At 62.1% G+C, this 21104-nt stretch carries 24 protein-coding genes and 2 pseudogenes; 15 read left to right on the forward strand and 11 right to left on the reverse strand.

The window, feature by feature from the left end; all coding sequences use genetic code 11:
* Positions 1 to 5: 5 nt before the first annotated feature.
* From AC1Z3V_RS07940 to AC1Z3V_RS07965, 6 genes are read right to left on the reverse strand one after another with little or no spacing between them, the layout of a single operon-like run.
* The gene (locus AC1Z3V_RS07940; protein WP_483498215.1) at positions 6 to 869 is read right to left on the reverse strand and encodes a branched-chain amino acid ABC transporter permease; all 864 of its coding nucleotides are present in this window, start codon (positions 867 to 869) and stop codon (positions 6 to 8) included.
* Entirely contained in the window at positions 856 to 1578 is a 723-nt protein-coding gene (locus tag AC1Z3V_RS07945; RefSeq protein ID WP_483498216.1) for an ABC transporter ATP-binding protein, read from the reverse strand. The genes AC1Z3V_RS07940 and AC1Z3V_RS07945 overlap by 14 nt, the downstream gene beginning before the upstream one ends.
* Entirely contained in the window at positions 1575 to 2294 is a 720-nt protein-coding gene (locus tag AC1Z3V_RS07950; protein ID WP_483498217.1) for an ABC transporter ATP-binding protein, read from the reverse strand. The genes AC1Z3V_RS07945 and AC1Z3V_RS07950 overlap by 4 nt, the downstream gene beginning before the upstream one ends.
* A gap of 40 nt (positions 2295 to 2334) precedes the next feature.
* Entirely contained in the window at positions 2335 to 3615 is a 1281-nt protein-coding gene (locus AC1Z3V_RS07955; RefSeq protein ID WP_483498218.1) for an ABC transporter substrate-binding protein, read from the reverse strand.
* A gap of 39 nt (positions 3616 to 3654) precedes the next feature.
* Positions 3655 to 4716 carry a maleylacetate reductase gene (locus AC1Z3V_RS07960; protein ID WP_483498219.1) on the reverse strand — a complete coding sequence of 354 codons (1062 nt, stop codon included), beginning with the start codon at positions 4714 to 4716 and terminating at the stop codon, positions 3655 to 3657.
* Positions 4713 to 5588 carry a dioxygenase family protein gene (locus AC1Z3V_RS07965; RefSeq protein ID WP_483498220.1) on the reverse strand — a complete coding sequence of 292 codons (876 nt, stop codon included), beginning with the start codon at positions 5586 to 5588 and terminating at the stop codon, positions 4713 to 4715. Before AC1Z3V_RS07965 ends, AC1Z3V_RS07960 begins: the two co-directional genes overlap by 4 nt.
* Before the next feature lie 89 nt (positions 5589 to 5677).
* Here AC1Z3V_RS07965 and AC1Z3V_RS07970 point away from each other — a divergent pair, with 89 nt between their 5' ends.
* Positions 5678 to 6628, forward strand: a complete 951-nt coding sequence (locus AC1Z3V_RS07970; RefSeq protein ID WP_429809375.1) for a LysR family transcriptional regulator — start codon at positions 5678 to 5680, stop codon at positions 6626 to 6628.
* A gap of 222 nt (positions 6629 to 6850) precedes the next feature.
* Here AC1Z3V_RS07970 and AC1Z3V_RS07975 read toward each other — a convergent pair whose 3' ends face one another.
* On the reverse strand, positions 6851 to 7900 hold the full coding sequence (locus tag AC1Z3V_RS07975; RefSeq protein WP_483498221.1) for a LacI family DNA-binding transcriptional regulator: 1050 nt from the start codon (positions 7898 to 7900) through the stop codon (positions 6851 to 6853).
* 323 nt (positions 7901 to 8223) lie between these two features.
* Between AC1Z3V_RS07975 and AC1Z3V_RS07980 the strand changes: the two are divergent.
* The 13 genes and pseudogenes from AC1Z3V_RS07980 to AC1Z3V_RS08040 all read left to right on the forward strand — a co-directional run.
* Positions 8224 to 8427 (forward strand): annotated as a pseudogene (locus AC1Z3V_RS07980) (ABC transporter substrate-binding protein); the annotation flags it as partial.
* A 109-nt stretch (positions 8428 to 8536) separates the two neighbouring features.
* The gene (locus AC1Z3V_RS07985; protein WP_483498222.1) at positions 8537 to 9466 is read left to right on the forward strand and encodes an ABC transporter substrate-binding protein; all 930 of its coding nucleotides are present in this window, start codon (positions 8537 to 8539) and stop codon (positions 9464 to 9466) included.
* A gap of 77 nt (positions 9467 to 9543) precedes the next feature.
* On the forward strand, positions 9544 to 9885 hold the full coding sequence (locus AC1Z3V_RS07990; protein WP_483498223.1) for an ATP-binding cassette domain-containing protein: 342 nt from the start codon (positions 9544 to 9546) through the stop codon (positions 9883 to 9885).
* A complete protein-coding gene (locus tag AC1Z3V_RS07995; RefSeq protein WP_483499596.1) occupies positions 9843 to 10289 on the forward strand; it encodes an ABC transporter ATP-binding protein C-terminal domain-containing protein in 447 nt (148 codons plus the stop codon). The genes AC1Z3V_RS07990 and AC1Z3V_RS07995 overlap by 43 nt, the downstream gene beginning before the upstream one ends.
* Entirely contained in the window at positions 10289 to 11017 is a 729-nt protein-coding gene (locus AC1Z3V_RS08000) for an ABC transporter ATP-binding protein (RefSeq protein ID WP_429809387.1), read from the forward strand. Before AC1Z3V_RS07995 ends, AC1Z3V_RS08000 begins: the two co-directional genes overlap by 1 nt.
* A 10-nt stretch (positions 11018 to 11027) precedes the next feature.
* On the forward strand, positions 11028 to 11906 hold the full coding sequence (locus AC1Z3V_RS08005) for a branched-chain amino acid ABC transporter permease (protein ID WP_483498224.1): 879 nt from the start codon (positions 11028 to 11030) through the stop codon (positions 11904 to 11906).
* On the forward strand, positions 11906 to 12949 hold the full coding sequence (locus AC1Z3V_RS08010; RefSeq protein ID WP_483498225.1) for a branched-chain amino acid ABC transporter permease: 1044 nt from the start codon (positions 11906 to 11908) through the stop codon (positions 12947 to 12949). The genes AC1Z3V_RS08005 and AC1Z3V_RS08010 overlap by 1 nt, the downstream gene beginning before the upstream one ends.
* Positions 12950 to 13013: 64 nt before the next feature.
* The gene (locus AC1Z3V_RS08015; RefSeq protein ID WP_483498226.1) at positions 13014 to 13787 is read left to right on the forward strand and encodes a glutathione S-transferase family protein; all 774 of its coding nucleotides are present in this window, start codon (positions 13014 to 13016) and stop codon (positions 13785 to 13787) included.
* 29 nt (positions 13788 to 13816) lie between these two features.
* On the forward strand, positions 13817 to 14743 hold the full coding sequence (locus AC1Z3V_RS08020; protein WP_483498227.1) for a dioxygenase family protein: 927 nt from the start codon (positions 13817 to 13819) through the stop codon (positions 14741 to 14743).
* Complete coding sequence (locus tag AC1Z3V_RS08025; RefSeq protein WP_483498228.1) at positions 14740 to 15504, forward strand: SDR family NAD(P)-dependent oxidoreductase; 765 nt, start codon at positions 14740 to 14742, stop codon at positions 15502 to 15504. The genes AC1Z3V_RS08020 and AC1Z3V_RS08025 overlap by 4 nt, the downstream gene beginning before the upstream one ends.
* Positions 15504 to 16382 (forward strand): beta-keto acid cleavage family enzyme, encoded by an 879-nt coding sequence (locus AC1Z3V_RS08030; RefSeq protein WP_483498229.1) that lies wholly within the window; start codon positions 15504 to 15506, stop codon positions 16380 to 16382. The genes AC1Z3V_RS08025 and AC1Z3V_RS08030 overlap by 1 nt, the downstream gene beginning before the upstream one ends.
* Positions 16383 to 16412: 30 nt before the next feature.
* Positions 16413 to 17417, forward strand: a complete 1005-nt coding sequence (locus AC1Z3V_RS08035) for a quinone oxidoreductase family protein (RefSeq protein WP_483498230.1) — start codon at positions 16413 to 16415, stop codon at positions 17415 to 17417.
* A gap of 10 nt (positions 17418 to 17427) precedes the next feature.
* A complete protein-coding gene (locus tag AC1Z3V_RS08040; RefSeq protein WP_429809409.1) occupies positions 17428 to 17760 on the forward strand; it encodes a cupin domain-containing protein in 333 nt (110 codons plus the stop codon).
* Positions 17761 to 17837: 77 nt separating this feature from the next.
* On the opposite strand, the gene AC1Z3V_RS08045 is transcribed toward AC1Z3V_RS08040, so the two are convergent.
* The 3 genes from AC1Z3V_RS08045 to AC1Z3V_RS08055 form a co-directional block, all read right to left on the reverse strand.
* Complete coding sequence (locus AC1Z3V_RS08045; RefSeq protein ID WP_483498231.1) at positions 17838 to 18758, reverse strand: DUF6328 family protein; 921 nt, start codon at positions 18756 to 18758, stop codon at positions 17838 to 17840.
* 129 nt (positions 18759 to 18887) lie between these two features.
* Positions 18888 to 19244, reverse strand: a complete 357-nt coding sequence (locus AC1Z3V_RS08050; RefSeq protein WP_483498232.1) for a low affinity iron permease family protein — start codon at positions 19242 to 19244, stop codon at positions 18888 to 18890.
* Positions 19245 to 19314: 70 nt separating this feature from the next.
* Positions 19315 to 19509, reverse strand: a complete 195-nt coding sequence (locus AC1Z3V_RS08055) for a hypothetical protein (RefSeq protein ID WP_483498233.1) — start codon at positions 19507 to 19509, stop codon at positions 19315 to 19317.
* A gap of 137 nt (positions 19510 to 19646) precedes the next feature.
* Between AC1Z3V_RS08055 and AC1Z3V_RS08060 the strand changes: the two are divergent.
* Positions 19647 to 19832: pseudogene (locus AC1Z3V_RS08060) on the forward strand (fumarylacetoacetate hydrolase family protein); the annotation flags it as partial.
* Between the two features lie 161 nt (positions 19833 to 19993).
* Here the strand turns inward: AC1Z3V_RS08060 and AC1Z3V_RS08065 are convergent.
* On the reverse strand, positions 19994 to 21058 hold the full coding sequence (locus AC1Z3V_RS08065) for a LacI family DNA-binding transcriptional regulator (protein WP_483498234.1): 1065 nt from the start codon (positions 21056 to 21058) through the stop codon (positions 19994 to 19996).
* Positions 21059 to 21104 lie beyond the last annotated feature (46 nt).

A 21104-nucleotide genomic window follows, 5' to 3' on the forward strand; every position in this document is an offset into this window, starting at 1 on the left:
TGACCTCAATCGACGGCGCGGGGAAATAGCCCGCGCGGCTTGATGACGAGAACGGCGAGGAAGGCGAGGTGCCCGGCAAGGATCTGCCATTCCGGATTGACGGCCGCCCCAAGCGTCTGTGCAACGCCGAGGATGACCCCGCCGGCAAGTGTTCCCCAGAGCGAGCCGAGGCCGCCGATAATCACCGCTTCGAAGGCGTAGATCAGCCGCGACGGACCCGACGTCGGATCGAAGTTGGCGCGCGTGCCAAGATAAAGCGCGGCGATCGTCACCACGACCATGGCAAGCCCGGTCGCGATCGCGAAGATGCGTTGCGGGCGAATGCCCATCAGCCCCGCCGTCACGATATCGTCGGAGGTTGCCCGGAAGGCGCGTCCCAGCGCCGTCCGATAGATCAACTGGTTCAGCGCGAAGATGACGGCGAGCGCCGAGAGAAAAGTCATCAACGGCATCAGGCCGATGTTGAGCGGGCCGAGACCGGTCGACGCACTCTCCAGCGCGCCGGCGGAGACACGGCGGCTATCGGCGGAAAACGCTTCGAGCAGGCCATTCTGGAGGACGATGGAGATACCGAAAGTAACGAGCAGCGGCGGCAAGACGTCCTTGCCGAGGGTGCGATTGAGCACGAGATATTGCAGTGCCCAACCGACAACGAACATCAGCGGCGCGGCAATGAGTGCCGCGAAAAATGGATTGAGGCCGAGCGCCGAGGTCAGCAGAAGGATCAGGAAGGCGGCAAGCACGATCAGGTCCCCATGGGCGAGATTGACGAGCCGCATGATGCCGAAAACCAGGCTGAGGCCGGCGGCAAACAGGGCGTAGAGCCCGCCGAGCAGGACACCCTGCACGATCGTGTCAATGAAGCTCATGGCGCGGCGCTCCGAAATAGGCCTGGTGGATCTGCTCGCGGGTCAGCGCCTCCGGACGCCCGGACAACGTCACCCGCCCTTCCATCAGGCAATAGACCTGGGTTGCGACCTTCAGCGCCTGGGCGATGTCCTGCTCGACGATGACGATCGAAGCACCGGTTTCGCGGATGCGCGGGAAAGCCGCATAGATGTCGCGAACGACGACCGGCGCCAAGCCGAGACTGATCTCGTCGCAGAGCAGCACGTCCGGGTTGGACATCAGCGCCCGGCCGATTGCCACCATCTGCTGCTGGCCGCCGGAAAGGGCTGTCGCTGGGTTGTTTCGACGCTCGCGCAGGATCGGGAAGAGCTCATAGACACTCTCGAGCGTCCAAGGCCCCTCTCCCTTGCGGCCATAGGCGCCGATCAGCAGGTTTTCCTCGACGCTCAGCGACGGGAACAGCCGGCGTCCCTCGGGCACCATGGCGATGCCGCGGGCAAGAACATCGGGTGCGGCCAGCGCACCGATCGGTTCATCGCGATAGACGACCATGCCCGGCTCGCTCGCGAGGACGCCGGAGATGGCGCGCATCAGGCTGGTCTTGCCCGCGCCATTGGCCCCGATGATCGCGACGGTTTCCCCCTTGGCAACGGCGATATCAACGCCGAAAAGTGCCTGGAAGTCGCCGTAGAAGGCCTTGAGGCCTCTGGTTTCGAGCATCACCGTCATAGCTCGATCCCCAGATAGATCTCCTGGACCGCACGCGACGCCATGAGCTCGTCGGGTTTTCCGATGCCGATCACCTTGCCGAAGTTCAGAACCAGCAGCCGCTCCACCACCGAGGTCAGCGCATGCAGCACATGTTCGATCCAGATGACGGCAACGCCCTTCTGCTGGATGGCACTGATGGTCGAGACAAGCTGGTGGCATTCGGCTTCCGTCAAGCCGCCGGCGATCTCGTCCAGCAGCAACAGCCTGGGCTCGGTGGCGAGCGCCCTTGCCAGTTCCAGCCGCTTGCGCTGCAGCAGGGTAAGGCCGCCGGCCATAACATTCGCCTTGTCGAACAGGCCCGTGTCCACCAGGATCTCGGCGCAGCGGTCACAGGCCTCCGCCTCGCGCCGCCGCGCGCCGAAACTGCCGGCGACGAGCAGGTTCTCAAAGACGGTCAGTTTTTCGAAGGGCTGGGGGATCTGGAAGGTCCGCCCCATGCCCGACAGACAGCGGCCCATCGGCGGTGTTCGGGTGACATCCACGCCGCCGAAGCGGACGGTGCCGCTGTCGGGGGCGATGTTGCCGGTAATCAGGTTGAACAACGTCGATTTGCCGGCACCGTTCGGCCCGATGATGCCCAGCGCCTCGCCCTCGCCGATCGAGAAGCTGATCTCGTCGGCAACCGTCAGCGCGCCGAAGCGCTTCGCGACCCGCTCGATTTCTAACAGAGACATGCCTAACCCTCCTCGGTCACCGTCCCACGCCTAGAGGCGCTCAAACGATCGCTTCCATTTTCCCGCCGGCGGGAATGTTCGGCGCCGTCTTGTTGTCGGTGATGACGAGGTCATAACCGCCGCTGTCCTTGAGCCGCCATTGACCGCCGACGAGCGGCGTCTTGGCCACGTTTCGTGCGGCAAAGGGCGGCAAGCCTTTGCCGTCCCAGGCGACGGGACCGACGAGCGTATCAAGCCTGGTGGCGGCAATCGCCTGAGCCAGCGCATCGCCGTCGGTCGGATCGTCGGCCCGCGTCACTGCGTCGACGGCCAATTCGAAGAGGGCGTGGGCAAAACCGATCGGCTGGGTCCAGGGCCGACCGGTCGCCTTGGTGAAGGCTTCGGCCACTTGAGCGGATGTCTCGCCAGTCAGCGATGAGGCGAAAGGATGGCTCGGCGACCACCAGACTTCCGACGAGAGATTATGCCCGGCCTTGCCCAGCGCTTCGACTGCCTGCGGAAAGAGCAGGGCCTTACCGATCGAGGCGACCTTCGGCACGAAACCCTGCTGTTTGGCCTGGTTCCAGAAGGTCGTGAAATCAGGGGGGATGACCACACCGGTGACGATCTCGCATCCGCCCGATTTGAACGCATTGATCTGCGCCGAGAAGTCGTCGGTCATGTTCTGGTAGCGGCCAGGATCGGTGAGACCGTAACCGAGCTTTTCGAGGACCGGAGGGAAGCCCACGGTCCCGTCGCCCCAGGCATTGCCGTCGCCATCGTTGGGAAAGAGCCCGCCGACCTTGTGGTTCGTCTCCACCTGAGCCCACATGTTGGTGAAGACGGCGATCACATCCTCGAGACCCCAGAAGAAGTGATAGGCATAGTCGAACGGTTTCCAAGAAGCTGGATCGCCGGGATTGCCTTGCTGGCCAATGAACCAGGGCTGCCATGGCGCAACCGTTGAGATGCAGGGTATCTGCTCGGCTTCGCAGGTGGTTGCTACTGGGTTCGTCGTCTCCGGCGTCGAGGCGACAAGGACGAGATTGACCTCGTCATCGACGATCAACTGCTTGGCGACTTCCGCCGCCCGGTTGGGGTTCGACTGGCTGTCCTTGACCACGACCTCGAAGGTCTGGCCCTTGGCCTTGGTTGTCGCCAGGAAGGCGTCGATCACGAATTTGTCGGCTTCGCCGAAGGCGGCGAGCGGCCCGGTCTGCGGGCTCACATAGCCAAGCTTGATTGCCGTGTCCTTGGCGATCGCCGGCATCGAAAGTGCCGATGAAAAGGCGACAGCGCCACCTGCGGCTGTCGTCTTCAGAAAATCGCGTCTCGTCAGCATGGTTCCTCCTCCCAATGCCCTTCCTCCCGAAGGGTGTCGTCAGTTCGTCGGCCGGTTACCCTCCCAGGCATTCTGCAGCAGCGCCCGAATGGACTGGCGGTCGATCGGCCGCGGGTTCCAATAGGGGTTTTCGGTCGCAATCGCGGCTGCGCGATCGAGGTCGGCTTCGGAAAGCCCGAGATCTTTCAGGGCGAGCGGCGCGCCGAGCGACTTTGCGAAATCCCACAAGCCGCCGCCAACCGATCCGCCGAAGGTCCGGGCCACCGGGTCAAGCAGGTCAGGCACGGCCGCGGCGTTGTAGCCGGCCGTATGTGGCAACATGATTGCGTGCGTTTCCGCGTGCGGCGTGTCGAAGGTGCCGCCGAGCGTGTGGCAAATCTTGTGATGCAGCGCCATGCCGACGGTGCCGAGGACGGTGCCCGAGAGCCAGGCTCCGTAAAGCGCCTCGGCTCGCGCCTCGCGATCTCCCGGCGCCTCGACGATCCTCGGCAAGCTCGTCTTGAAGGCTAACAGGCCTTCGGCTGCCATCAGTGAAGAGATCGGGTTACGATCCTGCGCATAAAGGGCTTCGACCGCATGGGCCATGGCGTTGAGCGCGCTCGTCACGCTCATGCCGACCGGAAGGCCGAGCGTCAGCTCCGGATCGTAGATCACCACTTCCGGCAGGATCGAAGAGTGCCGAACGGTCGTCTTTCGGCCGCCTTCCGTCTGTCCGAGGATCGGCGTTACTTCCGAGCCGGCGTAGGTCGTCGGGATAACGACTTGGGGCAGGTCGGTGCGATAGGCGATCGCCTTGCCGAGCCCGGTGGTGGAGCCTCCGCCAAGCGAGACGACGCAGTCGGCGCCGCTTTGCTTGACCGCCTCCATCGCTCTTGCCGTGACGTCGACCGGCGTATGCATCATAGCCCCGGCAAAGACATCGACGGCAAGCGGCCCGAGCCGCTCCGCCAATGCTTCTGCTTCTGCCCGCTGATGTGGTGTTGAAAGCACCAACGCCTGCCTGCACCCAAGCTTTTCGACCCAGGCTCCTGCTTCGTCGCTCTTGCCTTCGCCAAAGACGATGTGCGCTGCGCTGCCCTGATAGGTGAACTTGTTCCTCACGATGCAGATCCTTCCCTTGCCCTCGCCATCAGGAACTTGAAGTCCAGCCGCCAGCCGGACTTGCCGCCGATGTCGAAGCATTTGAATTCGTGCACCAGTTCCGGCTTGACGCCGAAGATCGCGTCCTCGTCGATATGCGGATCGCTGCCGTCGTAGATATGCGTCGTAATCGTCTGGAATCCTGGCGCGGTGACGATGAAATGCAGATGGGCTGGGCGCCGGAGCGAGCAACCCGCTTGGCCAAGGAGCTTGCCCACCGGCCCGTCTTGCGGGACGCCGTAGCCGGCCGGGCGCACCGTCAGGTAGTCGAATCGTCCCTGCCGGTCCGTTTTGAAGACGCCTCGCAGATTGAACTCCGGCTGCAGGTCCGGCTGCTGGTTCTCGTAGAAACCGGCGGCGTTCGCTTGCCAGGTCATGACCTCTGCGCTCTCGATCGGGTGCCCGTCGAGATCGAGCAATTGTCCGAAAACCGCCAGCCGCTCGCCCACACCATCGAGCGAGATATTGCTGCCGGAAGCGCGCTCTGGCGTGTCGGCGCGAAAGAAGGGACCACGGACCGTGTTGGGTGTCGCCTGCTTCGGCCGCCGCGAATTGATCTCATCGACCAGCGCCGAGGCACCAAGCAGATCGAACAGCAATCCCCATTCCTGCCGTCGCTCGTCGGTCGTGTGACCGACCTCGGTCAAAAACTCGATCATCTTGCGCCAGTCGGCGGCGCTGGGGCGCAATTCTCTGATGAGCCCGTGGAGGTGACTCACGACCGTGCGCAGCACCTGCGGCAGCGAGCCGTCATCGGCTTTCGAAATTCGCTGTGCGAAAGCCTCGGTGAAGGCTGCTTCGTTGGGATTCGAAACCATCGCGCCCCGCATCACACTCCTCCAGACACTTGGCTGAAATGAAAGCTAGCACGAGGCCCAGGCGCGATTGATGATTTTACTCTCAGTTAATATAATTAATTGTTATGAAGATAGACGAACGCCATCTTGTCCAGCTCGCTGCGGTCGTGAAAGCGGGCGGCGTCACCGAAGGCGCAGCGCTGCTCGGGCTGTCGCAGCCGGCGATCTCGCGCACCATTGCCATGCTCGAAAAGCGCCTGGGCGAACCGCTTTTCGTCAAAGGGCGGCGGCCGCTGCAACCGACGCCGCTCGGGCGCGCGCTCGCCGATCATGGTCAGGTCATGCTGTCGGCCTCGCGCAAGGCGTCCGATACGATCGAGAGCTTTCGCCTCGGCAAAAGCGGCCTCGTGCGCGTCGGCGGCACGCCGTTTTTCATGGACGCCTTGATTGCGCCGATGATCGCAGACTTCCAGGCACAAAACCCTGATGTCCGGATCGACCAGAGCTACGGCTACATGGCCGATCTGCGCGCTGCCCTGAAGGGCGATCAGATCGATCTTGCCATCTGCCCGATCGACATTCTTGAGGAGGGATCGGGCTTGGCGTTCCAGAAGGTGCTTCCCGGTCGAAACGTCGTCGCTTGCCGGGTGACGCATCCGCTTCTGCTGAAGAGACGGCCGCAGCCGTCGCAGCTTCTCGAATATCCCTGGGTGGCGCCGCCGCCGGGAAGCCCGCTGCTTGCGGATCTTCATAGCCTGCTCCTCTCCTTCGGGGCGACCGAGATCAAGATACGCTACACAGGCGGCTCGCTGATGAGCCTCGTCAACTACCTCAAGGGTATCGACGCCTTGACCGTGCTTCCGCACAGCGTCGTCTTTGCGCTACGCAACGAAAAATCGGTCACGGCACTTCCGGTTTCGGTCCCGCACCCGGAACGCGCCCTCGGGCTTTTGAGACGCGCGACCTCGGCGCATACCCCGGCCATTGAGAAATTCTCGCAACACATCCGCCACAGCTTTGACCGGCTTCAGCACCTGATCCATCGACATGAACAGGCCGTGGTATGGGGTGTCTAGCTGAAAAGGTGCCCACGCCAACCCGGTGACCGCAGGGCCGCTTTGTTTGGCCGAGCTTACGAATGTGCTCGGCGAGCGCATATCGCCGCAGCAGGTGCAGGCGAATTCAAGAATCTGAAACTTCGTGACTTGCAGAATGACTGCACGGCAACCGTGTTGCAGTCAATGAGCGCTTAATGGCCCGCTCGAACCGTTCGACGATCGTGTGTTGCCCGGTCCCGGCTACCCAGAACGCGGACCGCCGGCGGCCACGGGGGCCGTGCTCTCCCTGGCGACGAGTTCCACGGGCAGAACGGTTTCGAGCGGTATCGGGTCGCCCTCGGCGGAATTAACCAGCCGCATCAGCAGTTTTGCCGCCGTGCGACCTGCCTCGTATTGCTGAATGCGAACGGTCGTGAGCTTTGGTCGGATAAGGTCGAGCAGCGGCATGTCGTTGAAGCCGGTGACGGAGATCTGCCGGGGACAGTCGATGCCGCGGTGGTGCAGGGCTTCGATGGCGCCGAGCGCCAGGCGGTCGTTGGCACAGAGGACGGCAGTGAAGACGTTACCGCCATCCAGCAGTTCAAGAAGACAGCGGGCTCCATCCTCCTCGTTGAACCGGGTCGCCACCCGGATAAGCGCCTCGTCGACTTCTATCGCCTGGTCATCGGCCGCCTTGCGGAAGGCGGAGAGGCGGAGCTGACCGGTGGAGAGTTCCTGCGGCCCGGCGATATGGGCGATGCGGGTGTGGCCGAGCTGTTTCAAATGCCGCAGCATCTCGCAGATACCGGCGCCTTCGTCATTGATCACGCTGGGGATCGTCGATTGCTCCACCTTTCTATTAAGCGTGACGACGGGCAGGCCGTCCTGGGCAGCCCGCGCGATCGAAGGGTCGCTTCGCAGCACGGCAGCGTGGATGATGCCGTCGACGCCTCGGTCGCGAAGCACATCAAGCAGGCGAACCTCGCGGTCGCGCTCGCTGTCGGTGTTGACGATGATCGCGGCATAGCCAAGCGGTTCGAGCACACTTTCGATGCCGCGCAGGATCGGCGGGAAAACCAGGTTGGTGATGTCGGGAATCATGACGCCCACGGTCATCGTCCGGTTGGTGCGCAAACCGGCGGCGATGCGGTTCGGACGATAGCCGAGCCGTTCGGCGGCAGCCTGAATCCGATTGGCGACGTCGTCGGTAATCGACTTGCGTTCGACGGGGTCGAGCGCCCGCGAAACGGTTGACACGTGGACGCCGGTTTCGCGGGCTATGTCTTTGAGCGTAACTCTCTTTTTCTTCATTTGGTTACTCCGTCCGTGTCCCATTCTACCGCGTTCGAGCGTCGAAGCAATCGATTGCACAATCATCTTGACGCGACATATTAGCCGTGTTAGATACGTTGCGCAATCGATTGCATGGGCGCGGTCGATACCGCGGCTGTGCCGGGCGGGTGCCCTAATCGCGATGGAGGAGATCGTCAGGGTGCGCGTCACGCGTTGACCGACTTGTTTTGCGCCGATGTGTGCAATCGATTGCACGATGTAAAGGCGCAATGAAACCGGTAGCCGATTTGATGGGAGGAGCATCGATGACTCTGGCAAGAATTCTGGCAGCAACGACCGCAATGGTGTTCGCAGCAACCGCTGCGCATGCGGAGAACATCCGCATCGGCGCGTCGCTGCCGATCACAGGCGGCCTGTCCGTCAGCGGCGAAAAGCACAAGCGGGGCTACGAGCTCTGCACCAAGCTGATCAATGAAGCCGGCGGCATTCTCGGCCGGCAGGTCGACCTGATCGTCAGCGACAATCGTTCCGATCCGGCGACCGCCATCAATCAATACGAACGCTTCATCAATGTCGACAAGGTCGACGCCGTCTACGGCACGTTCTTCGAGCCGCCTGACGTTCCCCGTCGCCGCGATTCTGTCGAAGTACAACATGGTACACGCGGTTCCCTCCGGCGGCGCATTGCGCATCTACGAGCAGGGCTACCGCAACCTCTTCTATTTCCAGGTGAGTGCGGCCGAATATACCGGAAAGGACGTGACTGCTGTCATCCACGACCTGATCCCGGCAGGCGAGGGGCCCAAGAGTGCTGCAATCGTGTCCGCGGACGACTTCTTTGCCAATGCGATTGCCGCCGGCCTGCTCGGCGAAAAGGTCAAGGATCCGGCGACCGACAAAGAGATCGCCGATCTCGCTCCGGGTTACCTCGCCAATGCTGGCATCAAGGTCGTGATGCAGGAGAAGTGGCCGGAGGAAGGCTTCAACGACTGGCTGAACCTCGCCAACTCGATCAAGCGCTCCGGCGCTGAAATGGTCGTCGGCCTCACGGCCTCGGCGGAGGAAGCCGTGCAGTTGACCCGCGCGCTGAAGACCGTTGGTGCCACGCCGAAACTCGTTTACCTGAGCCAGGGCGCGCAGAACGAATTCATCGAAGGCGTCGGCAAGGACGCGGCCGACGGCGTCATGATCCATACCACCTGGCACAAGGACGTGCCCTTCGAGAGCACGCTCGCCGGCAAGCCGTTCAGCAATGGCGATTTCGTCAAGGCTTTCACCGCGGCCTACGGCGTCGAGCCGGACGAGGACAGCGCCATCCCGTTCGCTGTCTGCCAGGGTATCGAGCAGGCAATCACTGGCGCCGGTTCCACCGACAATGCCAAGATGGCGGAATGGCTGCACGCGCGCACGCAGGATGCACCCGTGCAAACCGTGCTCGGCCGCTTCAATTGGGATGAGCGCGGCCTCGCCCAGAACAAATCCCACATCATGACCCAGTGGCAGGGTGGCAACCTCAAGTTCGTCTATCCGAAGGGTGAGTTCGAAGGCGTCGTCCCCTTCAGCTACCCCAAGGCCGGCTTCTGACCGGTGAAGCCGACGCGAGGCGGCAACTGTCCGCCTCGCGACATTCCTGTGAACTGAAGGAACGGGAGGTCGAGCGCATGCTCGAAGTCAGGAATCTCTGCAAGCACTATGGCGGCATCAGGGCCGTCGACGGTGCGAGCTTTACCGTCGAGAAGGGATCGATCACCGCATTGATCGGCCCGAACGGCGCCGGAAAAACCACGGCGTTCAACTGCATCAGCCGCACGGTCACGCCGACATCGGGCGAGATCCGGCTCGACGGCGATCGGATCGATCATCTGAGGCCACATAAGGTGACGGCGCGCGGCTTGAGCCGGACCTTCCAGATCTCGCGCAATCTCGCGGACATGTCGGTTATCGAGAACGTCATCGTGCAATCGCGGGTCGATGGCTGGTCCGGCTGTTCCGTCCCGCCATGAGCGCGGAGGAAAAGGACAAGGCGATGTCGATCCTGGAGTTCCTGGGCATCACCCGCATCGCCTACGAGGACGGCCACAATCTCTCCTACGGCCAGAAGAAGCTGATGGATCTCGCGGCTCTGCTGATGTCCGATCCCAAGATCATCCTGCTCGACGAACCGGCAGGCGGCGTCAACCCGTCGCTGCTCGAAGAGATTATCGGCCACATCCGTGCCTTGAACGAGAAGGGCCTGACCGTGCTCATCGTCGAGCACAATATGGATCTGATCATGCGTCTTTCGCACAAGGTCGTGGTGATGGCGCAGGGGCGCGTCATCTGTTCCGGCACGCCGGATGTCGTCCGCCGGGATCCGCAGGTGCTCGAAGCCTATCTTGGTGGCGTCCTGGAAGCGGAGGCGGCGTGATGAGCGAGCTTCTTCAGGTCACCAACATCACCGCCGGCTACGGCGATGGTCCGGCGATCCTCGACGGCGCGCATCTCACCGTCGAACCCGGCAAGGTCCATTGCATCATCGGCCCGAACGGCGCCGGCAAGTCGACGCTGATGAAAGCCATCTGCGGCATGCTCACCATCCGCAAGGGCGACGTCGTGTTCAGGGGCAAGCGCCTGAACGGCATGCGCCCGGACCAGATCCTGCGCGAGGGCATCTGCTTCGTGCCGCAGGAGCGGGCGCTTTTCCCGAAAATGACCGTGCGCGAAAACCTGCGCATGGGCGGCTTCATCCTCAACGACCAGCGGGAACTCGAGCGGCGGATCGACGGCATCCTGGAGCGGTTCCCGATCCTGCGCGAGCGCGCCGACCAGCACGCCGGCACCATGTCCGGCGGCCAGCAGCAGACGCTTGCGATGGCCCGCACGCTGATCATCAAGCCGGCCATCGTCATGCTCGACGAGCCGTCACTCGGACTCGCTCCGAAGGTCATTCAGGAGATGTTCGACATCATGAAGATGATGTCGGCGGAGGGTGTCACGGTGCTGCTCGTCGAGCAGAACGCCTTGATGGGGCTCAAGAATTCCGATTGGGGCGTGGTGCTCGATCTCGGCCGCACGCTTTTCGAGGGCCCGGCAGAGATGATCCTGTCCGATCCGCGCATCCAAGAACTCTATCTCGGCGGCAAAAAAGCCGCCTGAAGGAGCTATGATGGCAGAAACACTTCAAATTCTGATCCTGGGTCTGGCTCTAGGCGGCGTCATCGCGCTGATGGGCTCCGGTCTGTCGCTGGTGTTCGGCGTGATGCGCATCGTCAATCTCGCGCACCCGTCTCTCATCATCGCCGGTGCCTACATCACCTATTGGGCCTTCAAGCTCCTTGGCGTCGATCCGATCGTCATGCTGCCCGTCGCCTCCGTCATCATGGCGGCAATCGGCGTGCTGCTCTATCGCCTGATGCTCGAGAGGCAGACGAAAAGCGCCAGATATTCCGAGATGACTGTGCTTCTGACTTTTGCGCTCGCAATGGTCGTCGAAGGCGCGCTCGGTGGGCTCTTCACCAACACGCAGCGCATCGTCTCGCCTGACTATGCGACCGATGCCTTCTTCATCGGTGACCTTTTCATTCCGAAGGGCCAGCTTTACGCCGGTATCGTCTCCCTGGGGATCATCGCCGGACTGACGCTGTTCCTCAAATATTCGCGCCTCGGCTATGCGATTCGGGCAACGACGCAAAACCGGGAGGCGGCAGAGCTTCTCGGTGTCAACGTCAACTTCATCAGCGTGCTTGCCTTCGCAATCGGCATCGGCCTTGCCGGTGCAGCGGGCTCGCTGGTCAGTTTCGTCTTCAGCTTCTTCCCGGCGAAACATGGAGAGTGGATTGCGATGCTGATGTCCGTCGTCGTGCTCGGCGGCATGGGCAGTATTCTCGGCACGGTCGTAGCCGCCCTGTTCCTGTCGGTCATTGCCGCCTTCGTCGGCGCCTGGGTTGGCGCGACCTGGTCGACGCTGACCTTCTTCGTCGCCCTTTTCCTCATCCTGCTCGTCCGGCCCCAGGGGCTGTTCGGCGAAAAACCGGAGATGGCATGATGACCGTCACGCTTCAGCAATCCACCACCAGCGGCGTCCTCGAAGCACGCCGCCTGCACAACGAGAAGCTCGCTCGCAAGGCCGACCAGGCGCGGACGACTTGGTTCCCGCTCGCCTTGATGGCGATTCTTGTCGCGTTGCCGCTGCTGCAGCTTACCGGCAATTACAACTACGTGCTGCACATGGTGCTTTTCACCGCGAGCTACGTGGCGATGGCCTCGGGCTGGAACATCCTCGGTGGCTTTACCGGCTACATCTCGCTCGGCCACGCCGTATTCTTCGCGATCGGCGGATATTTCTCCGGCATGATCCTGGCCCGCTTCGGCGTCTCGACGATCATCACCGCGCCGATTGCCGGCCTCGTCGCCGCCGTGATCGGCTATCTGATCGGCATGATCACGCTCAAGGTTCGCGGTCCGAGCTTCATCATCTCCTCGATCGCGTTGTTGATGATCGCCCGCATCCTGTTCGACAACTGGGAATTCGTCGGCGGTGCCAATGGCGTGACGCTGCCCGTCACCAGTCTTCCGGTGCTCTGGGCAAAGGTTCCCTACTACTACGCCATGCTGGCGATCGCCGCCTTCAGCGTCTGGGCGAGCTATCGCATCAAGCACTCCAAGTTCGGCCTCGGCCTCAGGGCGATTTCCAAGGACGAGATCAAGGCGGAAAGCGCAGGCATCGATACGCGCTTCTACAAGGTCATGGCCTTCGCGCTCTCGGCCTTCTTCGTCGGCATGGCTGGCGCCGTCTGGGGCGAGTACATCACCTATCTCCGCCCCAATATCTTCCTGATCATGCCGATCGCGGTGAACCTCGTGTTGATGTCGATCCTCGGCGGCAAGGGCACCGTTGCCGGTCCAGTGATTGGCGCCGTGCTGATCGTTGCGCTCAACGAGCTCTTCGTCGCCATGATGGGGGCTTCGGAACTCAACATCCTTGGCACCGGCGTGGTGATGGCGCTCGGGCTGATGTTCTTCCCGCTCGGTCTGGTTGGGACGCTCGCCCGACGTGGCAAGCTGCCCCGCGTGCTCAACTGGGACTGAAGCGCCAGTCCCGACACATCGAACTGCAACACGACTGACCTGCAGGACGCAGGAGGAGGAAGGCATGTCCGAGTACGAACTTTATAACGCACCGCAATCGACCTGTAGCCAGCGCGTTCGCTACACGCTGCACACGAAGAGGGTTCCCTTCGTCGAGCACAAGCTCGACCTCTTCCGGGGCGACCAGTTGAAGCCTGCCTATCTGGCGATCAATCCCAACGGATTGGTGCCGGCGCTCGTCCACAACGGGACCTCAGTGCTCGATTCCTCCGTCATCATGGAATACCTCGAGGACATCCATCCCGAGGTGGCGCCGCTTCGCCCGTCCGACCCGCTCAAGGTTGCCGAAATGCGGGCCAAGATGCGCTACATCGACGAGGTGCCGACACCGGCCGTGCGCGTACCTTCCTACAATCTCGCCTTCCTGCCACACTATCAGGCGATGACCGAGGAGGAATTTCTGGCCGTCTGCGAAAGCAAGCCGCTGCGCCGCGAGTTCCTCCTGAAGATGGGCCGCACCGGCTTCCCCAAGGCCGAGATGGACGAAGCGCTCGGCCGCCTGCAGCGCGGCGTCGACCGGTTCGCGCGCTGGATCGACGAGAGCGGTGGCCCCTTTGTCCTCGGCCGCACACTATCGCTCGCCGACATCGCCATCATGCCGGTCATCGTGCGCATGGACGACATCGACCTCGGCCACTTGTGGGCCGCAACGCCCGCGGTCGGCCGCTGGCTGGACCTCATCCGCGAGACCGACGCCTTCGCCGCGACCTACTACCACGGGTCGCTGCTGACTGAGAAATACCCGCACCTGCAATCCCTGAAGACGACGGCGGCCTGAGGCCGGTTGCGACAGCCAGGAGACATGTCATGCAACACGTAAAAGTCGAACCGAAACTGATATCGACGCTCGAGGATGTGACGCCGACGGTCGTCACGGCGATGGCGGCTACACCGGACGCGCGCCTGCGCACGCTGATGGAGTCCGCGACGCGTCACCTTCATGCGTTCATCATCGAGACCCTTCCGACCGAGGCGGAATTCGAAAAGGCGCTGCAATGGATCGCCGCCCTCGGTCACCACACCAATGAGACCAACAATGAGGTCGTGCTCGCCGCCGATGTTCTCGGCGCATCGACCTTGATCGACCTCATCAACAATGACGGCATGCAGGGCGAAACCATGTCCGCGCTGCTCGGCCCGTTCTACCGCGGCAAGGCTCCCGCTTGCGCCTGCGGCGATTGCATCGCGCGCTCCGACACGGCCGGGCCGAAGCTCTTCTTCCAGGGCAAGGTGACCGGGGTCGACGGCATGCCGATTGCCGGCGCCAAGCTCGATGTCTGGCAGGCCTCTCCCGTTGGTCTCTACGAGAACCAGGATCCGGACCAGGAGGACTTCAACCTGCGCGGCGTCTTTCATACGGACGCGGACGGCTCGTTCCATTTCGTCTCGGTAAAACCCGCCGGCTATCCGGTCCCGACGGACGGACCGGTGGGGGAACTGCTGCATGCCCAGCGGCGGCGTCCGATGCGTCCGGCCCACATCCACTTCATCGTCTCGGCGCCCGGATACAAGACCCTGATCACGCAGATCTTTTCCGATACGCCGGAGGCGCTCGCAGATGACGTCGTGTTCGGCGCCAAGCAGCAGATCGTCGGCGATTTCGTCGAGCATCGCGAGCCGCATCCTGATCACCCGGATACGCCCTCGCCTTTCTACACCTGCGAATACCAGTTCCGCCTGACGCAGGGCGAGTCGACCTATCCCGTCCCGCCGATCTCGGGGACCAAGTCATGATGGCAGCACATGAACATCGACTGCCGCTCGCCGGCAAGGTGGCCGTTGTCACCGGCGGCTCCGGCGGCATCGGGCGCGAGGCCTGCCGGCTTCTCGCCGAAGCGGGCGCCCGGGTGGCGATCGGATACCGGTCGTCCGCCGAACAGGCGCGGACGCTGAAGGAGAGCCTGGCGGGGGAGGGCCACATGACGGAGGCCGTCTCGATCGAAGACAGCCGCAGCATTGACGGCTTTCGCGACCGTGTGCTCGTCGAAATGGGCGGCGCCGACATTCTCGTCAACAGCGCCGGCATCACCAAGCCCATCCCGCATGGCGACCTCGATGCGCTAACGGACGACCTCATCGACGAGATCTTCGTCAACAACTGGCGCGGAGTCTTCGCGACCATCCGCGCATTCGCGCCCGCACTGCAGGAGCGCGGCGACGGGCTCGTCGTCAACGTCTCGTCGATCGCCGCCTTTACGGGCGTCGGCTCCAATGTCGCCTATTGCGGCGCCAAGGCCGGGCTCGACATCATGACGAAATCGCTCGCTCGCGCACTGGCACCAGCCATCCGCGTGCTCTCGGTGTCGCCCGGCGCGGTTGACACCCAGTTCGTCCCCGGTCGCGGCAAGGAGTTCAACGACAAAGTTGCTGCGACGACGCCGCTGAAGCGCATCACCTCGCCGGTCGATGTGGCCGAGGCGATCGTCGCCTGCGCGACACATCTCAAGTTCTCGACCGGCGACCGGATCGTCGTCGATGGTGGGAGGCATCTCTGATGCGGCAAAACGTCATCATCACCTGTGCCGTGACAGGCAATCTCACCACGCGGGAAAACCACCCCGGTCTACCCGTCACGCCCGAGGAGATCGCCAATTCCTGCCTGGAAGCGGCAGAAGCGGGCGCCGCTATCGCCCACATCCACGTCCGCGATCCAGAGACCGGCAAGCCGTCGATGGAGCTCAAATATTATCGGGAGGTGGTCGAGCGGATTCGGGCGAGGAACAATGCCCTGATCCTCAATATCACAACCGGTCCCGGCGGCAGGTATCATCCGAGCGAGGACAATCCCGCCGTCGCCGGGCCGCGCACCACGCTGATGCGGCCGGAACGGCGCGTCGAGCACATCGTGGCACTCAAGCCCGACATTGCGACGCTCGATTTGAACACGATGACTTTCGGCTCGGAGGTGGTGATCAACACGCCTGAGAACGTGAAGATCATGGCGGAAATCATCAACGACGCGGGATCCAAGCCCGAGCTCGAAGTGTTCGACACGGGTCACATCCAGCTCGCGCAGGACCTCTTGAAAGCGGGCATCCTGAAGTCGCCCGCGATGTTTACGATCGTCACCGGCGTCAAATACGGCTTTCCGTCGACGACCGATATCATGGCAACCGCCGCGCGCATGCTGCCTGGCGATGCCGTCTGGACCGGGTTTGGGGTCGGCCGGATGTCGTTCCCGATGGCGGTGCAATCCTTTCTGCTCGGCGGCCATGTGCGGGTGGGCCTCGAAGACAATTCCTACATCGCCAAGGGCGTGCTCGCCAAAGGCAACAACGAACTCGTCGAGCGTGCGCGCGACCTGATCGAGAAACTCGGCGGGAAGATCGCCGAGCCCTCACAGGCGCGCGAGATGCTCGGCCTTCCGGCATGATTTTGACAACCAATTCAGGGGAGATGAGACATGAATATCCAGGTCGACGCGAAAATCGCCAAAGCGTTGAGGGTCAGCGAGAAATCGCCTGATCTCGACAATCTCAAGATTGATCTGGTCGATGTGACCATTCCGCGGCCAGGCCCTGGCCAGGTGCTTGTCGAAGTCGTTGCAGCCGGCGTCAATCCGAGCGACGTCAAGGCGTCGCTCGGACATATGCCGCATGCGATCTGGCCACGCACGCCGGGACGCGACTTCGGCGGCGTCGTGCGCGAGGGACCGGCTTCGATGGTCGGTATGGAAATTTGGGGCGGCGGCGGTGAGCTCGGCATTACCCAGGATGGCAGTCACGCCAAGTGGATGGTTCTTGATCAGAAGGCTGTGCGCGCCAAACCTTCGAACTTCACGATGGAAGAGGCAGGGTCGATTGGCGTTCCTTTCATCACGGCCTATGAGGGTTTGCGTGAGGCCGGCGGCGTGCAGCCGACAGACGTCGTGCTCGTCTGTGGCGGCAACGGCAAGGTTGGCCAGGCGGCGATCCAGCTTGCCACACTTGCAGGCGCACGGGTCTTCGCCGTCGAATATAACGAGCAGCCGCTGCTCGCCCACACGAACGCTCCGGTGGACATGCTGAACAGCGCCAAGGACGACATTGCCGCGATCGTCAAGGAAAAGACCGGCGGTCATGGCGCCGACATTGTCTTCAATACGGTCGGCAGCCCCTATTTCGAAATCGCCAACAATGCCATGGCAAAGCAGGCGCGGCAGATCTTCATCTCCACCTTCGATCGCGCCGTGCCCTTCGATATCTTCAATTTCTTCCGCGGCCGCCACAAATATATCGGCATCGACACGCTGGCTCTCTCCTCCGTCGAGGGCGCACGCATCTTCGACAAGCTCAAGCCGATGTTCGAAGAAGGCAAACTGAAGCCGTTCCCAATCAACCCGGCGACCGTCTATGGCCTTGCGGAAGCGGCCAAGGCCTATGCCTCGGTGCTGCGCGGCACGGCCGACCGCGTGCTGCTGAAGCCGTAAGGAGAGCCGGATGCAGGTCACGCGTTACGCCGCGGCCAAGGCTTACGAGGCAGCGGAGCATTACGACATGCGCTGCCTCCGGCTGCAGGGCAAGGAGGCGACGGAAACCGATACGATCTGGATCGGCCTGTCGCATCTCCTTCCCGCTGGCCGGACGTCTCTCAAGGCGGCCGAAGTCGAGAAGATTTACATCGTCGTTGCGGGCGAGGTGACAATCGAAACGCCAACCGAGAGCGTGACGCTCGGCTTGCTCGACAGTTGCAGGCTGGCGCCAGGTGAGGCGCGGGCGCTGGTCAACCGGACGAACGCGCCGGCATCGATCCTGCTGGCAATGCCGACTTGAGCTTCAAGTCAAACGTGATGCATTCGGACTTCGTCTCGACGTGGCTGCCTTGAGTACCCGCTCTTCATTTCGACACCTCACGGTTTGCGTGCTCGAATGCGCAACCAATAGGGCCAGATATGCCACAGTCCAAACAGGACCATCGCAGTCGCGATTGCCGTAATGTTGGCGAATACCTCGCTTCCAGTAATCTTTGCCGTAACAACCTGAATGTCGGCGCTGAGACCGAGTGCCAGAAAAATGGTCGCCAGCAACAGAAAGCGCCCTGCTATGCGATAAAACTCGGGAACGTCCGCGCCTTCATAAACGATACGATGATAGGCAGCCGGCGCTATCAAAAGCATGATCGCCAAGGCCACGAAACCCAGGGCCATGCCATGAATGGCTTTTGCGCCGGCAGACAGATCGGCAAAGCTGGTTGTCAGAACGATTACAAGTTGGAAGCCAAGCAACGCTTGGACGCCGGGTAATACGACACGCGCTTCGGTCAACACGTAGTTGATCTTTGCGGCGTGCGACGTTTTCTCGTTCGAAGTTGACACGGCTGGACCTCCCTCCGAGTTCCTAAGCACGCACGGCCCGTACCAGAGGCCAATAGCCGCGAGACCTCCAATAAGACCCATTACCGCCCCGATAGGCGATCCAAGACTGAGGTTCCCGGCAACATAAAGGTCAAGGCTGAGTGCAAGGGCAAGCGGCGCAAGTGTGATCATAGCAATTTGAGTGACAAAACGGTTGAAGCTCGGCGCGTCTTCTCCTCGCTCCACTATCCGATGGCGGGCGCTCGGCGTGATCAGCAGTGCGATGACGATTACAATCGTGTGAAGGACAATGATCTCTGTCGCCTTTTCAGGCGGACTTAGTCGCGAAAACCCGTCCTGGAATGGTGCATGGAACTGAAAGCCGAGCAGAATTTGGGCACCCAGCATTAACATCCGGGATTCATCGAGAGCTATTTTCGTCTTTTCGGCAAGAGACATGGTGACGGCCGACGACATCAAATTGCCATCCCCTCCCAGATTCAAAATTCGCCACAGCCACACGGGGAGCCATTGTCTGCGGGGCGGCCCGTGCCATCTGACCAAATCCTGCGCAGTCTCCCGCACAGGTGTCGCTACGCAAATTCCCTAGATGGTGGTCGCCTGAGTCGCTCCGGCTTGTGCGTCAGCTTCCGCTTCGCGCTGCTCGACTGCTGCCGCGATGTGCTCCGGGTGCTCGTGTTCGAGGCCGACCACCTCGTTCCGGGTTGCATGCATCGACATGATGATTTCGTCGAGCTTGGCGTGGATTGCTGCGGTGTCGCGATAGCCTTGGATCAAAACAACGCTGGTGATCACGATCGCTGCGACCGACAGAGCATAGGTGACGACGTTTGTTAAGCCGAAGGGCACCAGGGCGGTGCTGCCGGCCATCGCCAGGATCACGAAATAAAAGCCGGGAGGACGGGATAGAAAATCAGCCATCCGAAAAAGAAAGTGATCCACTACGAGTTCTCCGTAAATCGGTGCTCTCACTCAACAAGGTCGACAAACGCGGTTCATCAATAGGGCAACCTCAATCACCCTTGGTCTTGCCTGCATCCGAGGCTTTGCCGCGATGCGGGTCCTTCAGGTTCTCGCCAACGGCATCCCGATCCTCTTCCGGATTATCGGTCGGAGGCAGGTAGCCGCGGGGTCGCGTTTCCCTGGGCCCTTCCCACCGTGGCGACTGACTCGTTGTCCCGGGCTTACCGGTTCGAGGCTCTCTCATCGCAGTTCTCCATTTCGAATGCCGGGCAGAACCTCCAGACGTAATTTATGTTCCGCACCGCGCTTTTTCGCGAGACCCGAAATGCCCGTTACTAGCCAACGTTCGATTTCATTCCCGCTGGCCCAGGCACTCAACCGACGCTCGGCCACGATGTGAACTTGCGCGATGTCGAAGGGCGCTCGGCGCTGTTGCTTGGCAAGGCCAAGGACAACAATGCCTCTTGCGCGCTCGGCCCGTTCATTCGTCTATTCGAGGAAAGCTATTCGATCGACGACGTGCGCAATGCCGAACTCGATCTGCGGATTGAAGGCGAGGATGGCTACCCATGCTGAACATGCGGTGACCTAACCGGTCATGCTTTTTAACCGGTGACGCCGCGCCGAACTGGCCATGCCCGCTTCCGCGGCAGGGGCCGGGACGCTTGCCTTTCGCGACCTCGGAGTGGAGGGTAGCAAGGCTGTCGCTTTCGGATCTCTGCTGCGTCTCACGCTCTTTTCGCGTGAAGGCTGTTCCTTGGCGCAGCGAGTGTGGCGCGTTCCACCAGGCGTACACCCAGATTGACCCGGCGCACGTTGATTTCGGAATCGTTGATCCGCTCCAATAGGAGCTGGATGCCGGCCCGACCAAGCTCGGAACGGTCAATTCGCATTGTGGTCAGTGGGGGGCGGCTGTGTCGGGCAATTGCTATATCGTCGACACCGATGATAGAGAAGTCTTCCGGCACAGAATGGCCGCTGGCCTCGAGCGCCTGCATGACGTTGATCGCGATCAGGTCCGTGCTGCAGAAGAAGGCCGTCGTGTCGCCGAAGCGTCCCTGCTGCAGGGCTTGCCTTATGGCCGGGGTCGTGTCGGGCTCCTGCAGGCCAAGGCGGCCGAGATCGAAGAGGTGCTTATTTTCGTCGAAGCCGATGCCGGCTTCTTCCAGCGCGACGCGGAAACCTTCGAGGCGGCGGCGCAGCGAGAGCCGATGCGGGATCGTCACGTGCACGATCTCGCGGTGGCCGGCCGCCAGCAGCCTTTGTGCGGCGAGCCAGCCGGCAGACCAGTTGTCGGGCAGCACGCAAGAGAGCCGCATGGTCCGGTCCATGCCGTTGATGATGACGGCGGGGATACCGCTTTCGACGATCCTGTCGATCATGACCGGATGATCCATGCCGAGCATGATCAGGGCGCCCGGACGGAGGTCACGCAGGATGTCGGCAATCTCGCCAATTGCGATCTCTGCGTCGAGGGAAACGAGCCTGACGTCAATCCGCAGCGAATTTGTGCCTGCCTCCGAAAGGACGCCTTGGATGACGTCTTCATAGAAAGCGGAACTCGCATAAAACTGCGCCGGCATCACCAGCACGGTGCTCTCGACACCGGCGCGGATGAGGGAGCGGGCGGCGCGGACCTGGTAGCCCAGCCGCTCCGCATGGTCGAGAATCTTGCGCCGGCTTTCGTCACCGACGCCGCCGCGATTGTTGAGCACCTTCGATACGGACGCGACCGAAACGCCGGCGGCGTCGGCGATGTCCTTGAGGGTCGGGGCGTTCGATTCGTCATCCATATCGACGAGCGTCCTATTGTGCCGAAGTGGGCGAGAGTGATCGCGG

The organism is Ensifer sp. 38_S197 (genome assembly GCF_056924495.1).

Excerpts from the sequence above, each read along its gene's own strand:
- AC1Z3V_RS07940 (WP_483498215.1), bottom strand. The coding sequence starts at position 869 with ATGAGCTTCATTGACACGATCGTGCAGGGTGTCCTGCTCGGCGGGCTC.
- AC1Z3V_RS07945 (WP_483498216.1), bottom strand. The coding sequence starts at position 1,578 with ATGACGGTGATGCTCGAAACCAGAGGCCTCAAGGCCTTCTACGGCGAC.
- AC1Z3V_RS07950 (WP_483498217.1), bottom strand. The coding sequence starts at position 2,294 with ATGTCTCTGTTAGAAATCGAGCGGGTCGCGAAGCGCTTCGGCGCGCTG.
- AC1Z3V_RS07955 (WP_483498218.1), bottom strand. The coding sequence starts at position 3,615 with ATGCTGACGAGACGCGATTTTCTGAAGACGACAGCCGCAGGTGGCGCT.
- AC1Z3V_RS07970 (WP_429809375.1), top strand. The coding sequence starts at position 5,678 with ATGAAGATAGACGAACGCCATCTTGTCCAGCTCGCTGCGGTCGTGAAA.
- AC1Z3V_RS07975 (WP_483498221.1), bottom strand. The coding sequence starts at position 7,900 with ATGAAGAAAAAGAGAGTTACGCTCAAAGACATAGCCCGCGAAACCGGC.
- AC1Z3V_RS07985 (WP_483498222.1), top strand. The coding sequence starts at position 8,537 with ATGGTACACGCGGTTCCCTCCGGCGGCGCATTGCGCATCTACGAGCAG.
- AC1Z3V_RS07990 (WP_483498223.1), top strand. The coding sequence starts at position 9,544 with ATGCTCGAAGTCAGGAATCTCTGCAAGCACTATGGCGGCATCAGGGCC.
- AC1Z3V_RS08000 (WP_429809387.1), top strand. The coding sequence starts at position 10,289 with ATGAGCGAGCTTCTTCAGGTCACCAACATCACCGCCGGCTACGGCGAT.
- AC1Z3V_RS08005 (WP_483498224.1), top strand. The coding sequence starts at position 11,028 with ATGGCAGAAACACTTCAAATTCTGATCCTGGGTCTGGCTCTAGGCGGC.
- AC1Z3V_RS08010 (WP_483498225.1), top strand. The coding sequence starts at position 11,906 with ATGACCGTCACGCTTCAGCAATCCACCACCAGCGGCGTCCTCGAAGCA.
- AC1Z3V_RS08015 (WP_483498226.1), top strand. The coding sequence starts at position 13,014 with ATGTCCGAGTACGAACTTTATAACGCACCGCAATCGACCTGTAGCCAG.
- AC1Z3V_RS08020 (WP_483498227.1), top strand. The coding sequence starts at position 13,817 with ATGCAACACGTAAAAGTCGAACCGAAACTGATATCGACGCTCGAGGAT.
- AC1Z3V_RS08025 (WP_483498228.1), top strand. The coding sequence starts at position 14,740 with ATGATGGCAGCACATGAACATCGACTGCCGCTCGCCGGCAAGGTGGCC.
- AC1Z3V_RS08030 (WP_483498229.1), top strand. The coding sequence starts at position 15,504 with ATGCGGCAAAACGTCATCATCACCTGTGCCGTGACAGGCAATCTCACC.
- AC1Z3V_RS08035 (WP_483498230.1), top strand. The coding sequence starts at position 16,413 with ATGAATATCCAGGTCGACGCGAAAATCGCCAAAGCGTTGAGGGTCAGC.
- AC1Z3V_RS08040 (WP_429809409.1), top strand. The coding sequence starts at position 17,428 with ATGCAGGTCACGCGTTACGCCGCGGCCAAGGCTTACGAGGCAGCGGAG.
- AC1Z3V_RS08045 (WP_483498231.1), bottom strand. The coding sequence starts at position 18,758 with ATGTCGTCGGCCGTCACCATGTCTCTTGCCGAAAAGACGAAAATAGCT.
- AC1Z3V_RS08055 (WP_483498233.1), bottom strand. The coding sequence starts at position 19,509 with ATGAGAGAGCCTCGAACCGGTAAGCCCGGGACAACGAGTCAGTCGCCA.
- AC1Z3V_RS08065 (WP_483498234.1), bottom strand. The coding sequence starts at position 21,058 with ATGGATGACGAATCGAACGCCCCGACCCTCAAGGACATCGCCGACGCC.